Source organism: Sphingobacterium sp. UBA7253 (assembly GCF_002472745.1).
Lineage (GTDB): Bacteria > Bacteroidota > Bacteroidia > Sphingobacteriales > Sphingobacteriaceae > Sphingobacterium > Sphingobacterium siyangense.
Window position 1 is genome coordinate 7,905 of sequence record NZ_DKSP01000172.1, and the last position, 7,604, is coordinate 15,508.

Annotated in this window: 7 protein-coding genes; 4 read left to right on the forward strand and 3 right to left on the reverse strand. The window is 42.1% G+C overall.

Annotated features, from left to right (window positions below; translation table 11 throughout):
* Window positions 1-128: 128 nt before the first annotated feature.
* Entirely contained in the window at window positions 129-896 is a 768-nt protein-coding gene (locus B2X72_RS17415; protein ID WP_070569916.1) for a hypothetical protein, read from the reverse strand.
* A gap of 89 nt (window positions 897-985) precedes the next feature.
* Window positions 986-1,864 (reverse strand): hypothetical protein, encoded by an 879-nt coding sequence (locus B2X72_RS17420; RefSeq protein ID WP_070569915.1) that lies wholly within the window; start codon window positions 1,862-1,864, stop codon window positions 986-988.
* A gap of 204 nt (window positions 1,865-2,068) precedes the next feature.
* On the opposite strand from B2X72_RS17420, the gene B2X72_RS17425 reads away from it, so the two are divergent.
* The gene (locus tag B2X72_RS17425; RefSeq protein ID WP_070569914.1) at window positions 2,069-2,644 is read left to right on the forward strand and encodes a hypothetical protein; all 576 of its coding nucleotides are present in this window, start codon (window positions 2,069-2,071) and stop codon (window positions 2,642-2,644) included.
* 59 nt (window positions 2,645-2,703) lie between these two features.
* On the opposite strand, the gene B2X72_RS17430 is transcribed toward B2X72_RS17425, so the two are convergent.
* Window positions 2,704-4,254 (reverse strand): hypothetical protein, encoded by a 1,551-nt coding sequence (locus tag B2X72_RS17430; protein WP_070569912.1) that lies wholly within the window; start codon window positions 4,252-4,254, stop codon window positions 2,704-2,706.
* 171 nt (window positions 4,255-4,425) lie between these two features.
* Between B2X72_RS17430 and B2X72_RS17435 the strand changes: the two genes are divergently transcribed.
* The 3 genes from B2X72_RS17435 to B2X72_RS17445 form a co-directional block, all read left to right on the forward strand.
* Window positions 4,426-6,483, forward strand: coding sequence for an SBBP repeat-containing protein (locus tag B2X72_RS17435; protein ID WP_286850881.1), 2,058 nt, complete (start codon window positions 4,426-4,428; stop codon window positions 6,481-6,483).
* Window positions 6,470-7,234, forward strand: coding sequence for a T9SS type A sorting domain-containing protein (locus B2X72_RS17440; RefSeq protein WP_286850883.1), 765 nt, complete (start codon window positions 6,470-6,472; stop codon window positions 7,232-7,234). The genes B2X72_RS17435 and B2X72_RS17440 overlap by 14 nt, the downstream gene beginning before the upstream one ends.
* Window positions 7,235-7,284: 50 nt before the next feature.
* Window positions 7,285-7,604, forward strand: a 320-nt coding sequence (locus B2X72_RS17445) for a hypothetical protein (protein ID WP_286850884.1), incomplete at its 3' end; no start/stop codon positions are given.

Consider the following 7,604-nt stretch of genomic DNA (forward strand, 5'->3'; position numbering starts at 1 on the left):
GGGAAAAAAGCTCATATTTACAGGGCCATATAGAAGAAAGAATGCTGAAAAAATGATTGATTCCCCCTAAACAAATAATAGGGGGAATGGCTAATTCTACTGGGAAATTAGTCTCCTGAAGTTATTGTCTATGAATCAAAAGCCCAAAGCATCATGGCACTATCCAGGGCAGCATCCTCAAGGACATAGCGGAAACTCACGTATGTAATTAAACTTGCAACGGCACCATAAGCATCAGCCCCAGCGCCAAGTATGGCGCGGATAAATTTCCTTAAAAATTCAGCTTCAGATTTACCTGGACTTTTGGAAATTGCTTCCATCCAAAAAAACATGGAGTGCCGGTATATTGATGTAAAATGTAAAAGCTGGTCGGCCTCTGTCCTACTTATTTTTATTTTTCCCGATAGAACATTGTCTTCAACAACTAGGATCTTCTTTTTGAAGGCACCGTAATCGGAAGGGGATTTCATTTCTTTTGCCGCTAAGAAAATATCATTGATATTTTTGGCTAACGTCCTTGAGCATCCGAGCTTTTCTGTCAGATCTTTAATCTCCAGGTTCTTGATTTGCTGATTTTGCTTATGACGTTGTAGAAGCGCTTTAAGAGGTTCTCCTCCATACCTGTTTTTAAAGAATTCTCCAACAAACTTTTGCTTCATTTCGGAAGAAAAACCGCCATTTTGAGAAAGCTTTCGATAAATAAATGTCAGTGCCTGATTATGGATGATCCCAATTGAATCAGCCGGATTTTTGGAATTAAATGGCTTTTCAATTTGGGTTTTAACCGTGGCCATTTTTAAAGATGGAGCCCGCTGCTCCTGGTGGGATGGTACGGATTCTTTACTGCAGCCTAAAGTAAACAAAATCACTACTAAACTTAAGATTTGAATTTTCATTTTTTGATGGTTTTAATTTTTCCAGTCAAAATTGAAAATTGAAATAAAGTTCTTGTGATACTGGTTTAGTAGCTATCCAATTTTTCAGTCTATTTAACGCGATTACGAAAATCACTGGTCTCCTGTCTGAAATTTATCATGATAGCCTCCGGCTGCTGTTTTCTCGCTGGAAAATGAAGAAATATATCGAGATAGGTTGTCTGACCATCCGGGCTCAAAATCTTAATTCCTCCCTGATTGTTTTTTCCTTTTAGATGAACAAGTTTGCCATAGGCAACTACTTCTATCTCATCCTCACTCCCATTGCCTATTTCGAATTTTCCTGTATTAAAAAAGACAGCCCAATTCTTATGCCTCTGCTTAGCTTCGTCGTCGCCTATATAATTCATCAAAAAGGACTGCTGCTCTGCAAAAGCAATTCTATTCATGAACTCGCTGCCTTTATGTTGCTGGGCCAGTGATATCATTTCTGAAAACCATTTTTTAGCGGCTTTTATATTTTCGGGGTTTAAAGAAAAATCAGAGCTTTTAGACCATCCTGCGAGATTATAAGGAACCGTGGCTGTGAAACTTTTTTCCTTATTTTTACTGCTATCCCATATAATGGAATCCGGGCTATATTTACCATTTTTCCATCGTGATTCTTTTACGGAAGCATTTCCGATCTTTCCTCCAGGGCCTACTTCCCAGGAAATCTCTTGCTCACCGCTGCCTAATATGGTATGATTGGCCAAAAATGTAATACTTCCCTCCTGCTTCTCCACCGTCAAAAATGGAATATCATTAATCTTAACCCGGTATGGTCCTTTCCCATCGATGGTAACATAATAGTTTGCGCCTTCTTTGGGGGACGTAAGGTTATCAAATACTTTTTGTCCAAAACTGTTAGTGCTAAAAAGCATCAAAATGAACAAAGCTTTATACTGAAATTTTACTCCTTTAAGGAGTCTTTTCTCTATTTTATTCATAATTAGTTTAAAAATTATATTCCACCAAAACTATGCCACCCTAATTGAAGAGCAGATATTTATCCAGCCATCAAAAAAATGTTGCTTTCGGCAACAAAGCTGCGAATTACATACTTGGTTCTATGATAATTTACAGATAGCTAGTCTTTTTTTTGTTGATTTATAAATTGTACTTTTATTTAACTAATATATAGCGATAAGAAAATGGAAAAAATCAAATTAATCACAGATGCCATTGCTTTTATAAAGAGAGTATTTTTCCGGGAAAGAGCTTTTCAGCGTGCTCTCGATATTCAAGCGGATCAAAACCTTGCCAATCGTAATTCCAGATACTTTGAAGAAGGCCACGAAGTGGACTTTTTTATTAGGCGTAGTAGAAGTGAATTCGGATATGCTCTTCGCCCCGGCCAATACAAGGCTATTGTGAATTTTAAGAAAAAGCATCAACTGACCCGGTGGGAAATCTCTGCAGCCCTGAAAACAAGTCTTTTGAAGTTTAATGGGAAGCGACCAACGCCAGCGCTGCAATCACATGGCCTTGGTATGGGAATGTTGATCGCTGGAATATTGGCTACAATTGCTGCTGTACTCTGGTATAGTTACTGCAAATACACCTTGTTATCCTCCATTGAGGAAACGTTTTATCCTTCCACAGTTTATAGCCTCATACAGATGGTTTTTGTAGCACTTTTGTTTTATTTATTCTGGACTGTGTTACGTTATTATGTTGAAGGTTTTGTTATTAGAGCTGAGTTTCGGAAAAGAAAAATTTTAAAATAAAAAGGTAAATAGCAAAATGTTATGACTGGTTTTCTTGATACATAATCACGGCCATCAAATCAAAATGCCCTGGGCAAACGTGTAAAAAATCCGGAATACCAACGCTCCGCTGCCTTATAAAAAGGCTCTGAATGAATTATGGCATCGCACCAGATAACATACCTGCTGTAGTGTTCCTGGAATCTTATCGAACCGGTATTAGCAATAATAAAATCATGGATCATTCTTTTAATCTCCTGGATAATGGTAATGGTAAACACCTTTGAACCAATGGCAACCTTTCTTCGCAATAAAACCATAATGGCACGCTCCAAAACATACTGTGTGCCGCCATGGTCTTCTTTTTCGTAAAAGCGGATCGCTTTAAAAGAGGCAGAGATCAGGTCTTCATAACTGCCGCTTTGCATAAGATCAAAAACACGGAACATGTAAAGGTCTGAAAGGATATCCTTTCTTACTATTTTAGGAGATAGCTGCATCAGGCTATTCCAGAGCCGATCCGCCTGCTTGCTACTTCCCAAAGCCATATGGGCGTTCATCAAATTTCCTTTCACGATCTGGAGATGATCGGCAGGAAGAATATTCTCATGTAGTACAAGCTCTTTTTCTACCCAATAGATAGCTTTTCGAAGTTTCCGCTCCTGCCCTTTAAAAATGTAGGCTTTGATTTCATAAGTCGATCTGTAAACAAAAAGCAGGGATTTAAGTTTTGCAGATTGTCGCAGGTCGTGATCGTTGAAGTAAGTTTCTGCTGCTCTTATACCATAAACAGTCTCGTCAAAAAGGCCAAGGCATATAGCGGATGTAATATGTTGGAGCAATCCCAACAGGTAATCATCGGGCAGAATGCTATGATCTTTACCGAGCATCAGCTTTTTACTATGCTCAAATGCTTTTAAGGGTTCAATTGCCATCCAGTAGAATACGGATAGCACAGAGTTTCGATAGTATAGAGCCTTTGCGCTAAGGCACGAGTTTTCTGCCGGAAGCTGGTCGGAGAATAATATTTGAGCAGTCAATTGTTCTTTAAGGTCTCCTTTTATATAACCGTGTTTTCTTTTTAGCAACATTACCTCACAGTAGAGTCCTTCGAGTCCTTTTAACTGGGTATATTGCCCCAGTACTTTCCGCTCCTCTTCAATGATCTCAGAGGTAGGTCTCGATACTTCGTCCAACGTGATATTGAGTCGTTTTTCCCATTCCAGAATCTGTAGCAAATGACCAAATTTTTCAAAATCGGCGGCTAAGTTATATGCCTTATTCAGGATCAGCGATGCCTGATCCGGCAGGTTATGGCCAAAGAGGAGCTCTATATCAACAAGCATGTTCTGGAGGGTAATATCTACGGAAGAATTGTCGTGCAATGACCGCAGACTTTTGAGGATATTGGCGTAAAGAAGCCTTTTGGCCGATACCAATGCCCTTTCGGAAGAATCTGCAAAACTTTTTGGGATTTGACTTTTGCCCGTTTCCTGCATGCTGTATAACTGTAGAAATAGAGCTTCGCCGTTCAGCCCCTGGTCTCTTTTAAAAAAGTTATGAAAATGCCGTTTTTCGCCTATTGAGAGGGAATTTATGAGCAACGGGAGGTCATCTTTTTTACGGTACATAGCCTGGTCACTTTAATGGAAGGTAAGCCATTTTCTCTTAACAAAGGCATATTTAGGAGTTGACAATTGAAAAAACTTCTTTTGAACCATGAAAATATTAGTGTTTGTTTTGTGCATGACAATGCCCGGCGCCCTGCCCGGACTTTTTAACCAATTTAATCTTCATTTGTCATGACCAGCAAAATTCCACTCCTTCTATTATTTTTAATACTTACCGCAACTTCCGGTATTTCAAAAACTACAAACAAAACGCCTGCTTTTATACGTAATATAGGCCAGGTAACCGACCAATATGGAAAGGCCCGAAACGATATCGATTATAAGCTGCAGGCAGCGCCAGGCCTAAATGTGTTTCTTGGCACTGGAGCTATCCATTATCAATGGTACAGTTCTAATAAAGCAGACACCTTTGAACCTTCAGAATCCAGGTCGCTTACGATGTACCGGATGGATATTATTTTGATTGGTGCAAATATGGATGCGTTTGTTACCAGAAAGGAAATCCTCCAAACCAAAGGTTGGGCACGCTATTACCTGACCTCGGTAGCGACCAGTGGAAATATGGCCGGCACAGTTACAGAGGTTACGTACCATAATATCTACCCTTTTATTGATTGGACGGTATACATCAATAAAGATGGGAAAATAGAACATGACTTTACCATACATCCTGGTGGTAAAGTCAGTGATATCCGGCTCCGCTATGACGGTGCAAGTTCCCTTGCACTAAGAGCTGACGGCAGTATAGAGGCAGAAACACCATATGGAACAATAAACGAAGCAGCGCCCATAGCCTATAAAAAGGCTACGGGAGAAAATATTGCATGCTGGTATAACTTAAGAGACGAAGAACTTACCTATGGTACCGGAGACTTTAAGGGAGCTTTGGTAATTGATCCAATAGTGAGCTGGAGCACTTATTTCGGGGGAACAGATTATGATGATATAGCAGCTTTGGCTCATGGCAGCGATGGCAGTTTTTTTATTGCTGGCAGTACCGGTAGTGCTTCCAATATTGCGACAACGGGAGCATTTCAGTTTACCATTGGAGGCGGCAATGGGCTTACGGGAGCCGATGCCTTTCTTTCAAAATTTTCAGAAGATGGCACCTGTCTGTGGAGTACCTATTTTGGTGGTGCTGGAACAGACCTGGGCAGAGGTATTGCAATAGATACTTCGGGTAAAGTTTACTTATCGGGTAGAACCAATAGCGCTACGGGTATTGCTACTACCGGCTCCTATCAGGCGGTCAAAGCTGGTACAACGAGCGGTTATGATTGTTTCCTGATAAAATTTGATAGTGCCGGCCAGCGTGTATGGGGCACCTATTTTGGGGGTAATGGTCAGGATGGCTCCCTACAGGTCTCCGTTTCCTGCGACAAGGCTAATGGTGTATATCTTTTAGGCAATACAGCCAGTATGGAGCAAATTGCAACACCAGGGAGTTACCAGCCTACATTCAGCGGAAGCCAGGATGCCTTTTTAGCAAAATTTTCTACCGACGGCAGTCTTGCTTGGTCCACTTACTTTGGTGGTACCGGGCTTGACGTCTTTCAATCCGCAGAGTGTGATGAGGTGGGCAACGTTGTGTTGGCAGGATATAGCTCCAGCCCAGGTTTGGCGAGTCCAGGCGCTTATCAGCCCATACACGGAGGCGCAGAGGATGCCTTACTGGTTAAATTTAATGGAGAAGGCCAGCTCCAATGGGCGACTTACCTGGGTGGGGCAGATCAAGATCGAGCTCTTTCGCTAAAAACAAAAGATCATGCCATCTATATTGGTGGAGCAACCAGCAGTACAACTGGCATCGCAAGTGCCGGAGCCTATCAAGCCAGCCTTGGAGACCCAAGTGGAGACGGATTTTTAGCAAGGTTCAATACTGCGGGTGAGCGTATATGGAGTACCTATTACGGCGGTTCACAAAGTGATGTTATCTCCGGTATTAGTGCAGCAGAAGATGGCAAAATATATGTCGGTGGAACGACAGCCAGCAGTACCGGTATTGCAACTCCCAATAGCATCGATACCAGCCTTACCGGTATTTATAATTGCATAGTGAGCTGCTTTGATACAGCAGGCGGAATACATTGGGGTTCCTATTTTGGAACCTTGTCAGATGAAGGAACGGCTTTGTCAGCTTATGGAAACAAGATTGTGCTTGCCGGAAAGACGCTAAGCAGTACGGGTATCGGTACGCCGGGGGGGGCATCAAACTATGATCGGCGGTGATCAGGATGGATTTTTGGTCCAAATAAATACCTGCATAACTCCTGCCGCCATTGATACAGTTAGGGGTAGCCGTAATATCTGCGCCGGTGATACACTTATCCTTAGGGCACTGCCGGCTGGCGGTTCAGGAAACTATCTGTGGATACTTCCAGCAGGATGGACACAAATTAGCAGCGGCGATACTCTAATTGCCATTGTCGGAACCAGCTCTGCAGCGGTTACGGTTTTGCCAGTTAATGAATGCAGCGCTGGAGATACAGTAACCATTCCAATTACTGTTACTCCAGCTCCGTTCCCAGTCATCAGCCGTAACGGAAACATTCTGGCCACTACTCAAGCCTTCCCCTCCTACCAATGGAACCTGAACGGGATGGCGATACCCGGAGCTGCAAATCCTACGCATATAGCTGCTGTAAATGGCAGCTATACCGTAACGGTAACAAATGCCAGTGGATGTGCTGGAATTTCACCAGCGGTAATAGTATCCGACCTTACAGCCTTGCATGATCCTAAAGAAGGCATTACGTTGCCAATTTACCCCAATCCTGCAGATAAAATAGTCTACCTGAAACTGCCTTACAAAGCAGAATTGCAGATCTATGATAAACTTGGACGGCTTATCCATAAACAACACGTGGCCGCCGGAGCACAATCCCTGAATTTGGAAACACTTGCAGCTGGCATGTATCTGATCAATGCATTTGATGAAAAAGGTAATTTGATTGGAAGCTGCAAGCTTGTTAAAGAATAAATAACTCTCGTGGCCTCGCTTTGCGGGGCCACATTTTAAAATGATAGACTATGAAACATTTTCTTACCTTCTTGATATCGTGTCTAACAATGCTGGCGTATGGCCAGGGCGAAAATAACATCTGGACCTTTGGCCAGAATTATTCACTGGATTTTAATACTAGCCCTCCTACGTTACTGGATACGACTTTTTATCGCGGACAGCTTGCAAATGGTAGCGTCATAATTTATAATCCATCTTTTGATAGGTGGCTGTACCATAAATCTATAGCGGTATGCAGCCCTTCGGGAGCTCTGCTCTTTATGGTAAAATTTAGCACTGGGACCACCACTGCGGCTGTTGACAATATATGGGACCGTTATGAACATCC

What these genes read in the sequence shown, in the direction of transcription:
- B2X72_RS17415 (WP_070569916.1), bottom strand. Translation starts at nt 896, where the DNA reads ATGAAAATTCAAATCTTAAGTTTAGTAGTGATTTTGTTTACTTTAGGC.
- B2X72_RS17420 (WP_070569915.1), bottom strand. Translation starts at nt 1,864, where the DNA reads ATGAATAAAATAGAGAAAAGACTCCTTAAAGGAGTAAAATTTCAGTAT.
- B2X72_RS17425 (WP_070569914.1), top strand. Translation starts at nt 2,069, where the DNA reads ATGGAAAAAATCAAATTAATCACAGATGCCATTGCTTTTATAAAGAGA.
- B2X72_RS17430 (WP_070569912.1), bottom strand. Translation starts at nt 4,254, where the DNA reads ATGTACCGTAAAAAAGATGACCTCCCGTTGCTCATAAATTCCCTCTCA.
- B2X72_RS17435 (WP_286850881.1), top strand. Translation starts at nt 4,426, where the DNA reads ATGACCAGCAAAATTCCACTCCTTCTATTATTTTTAATACTTACCGCA.
- B2X72_RS17440 (WP_286850883.1), top strand. Translation starts at nt 6,470, where the DNA reads ATGATCGGCGGTGATCAGGATGGATTTTTGGTCCAAATAAATACCTGC.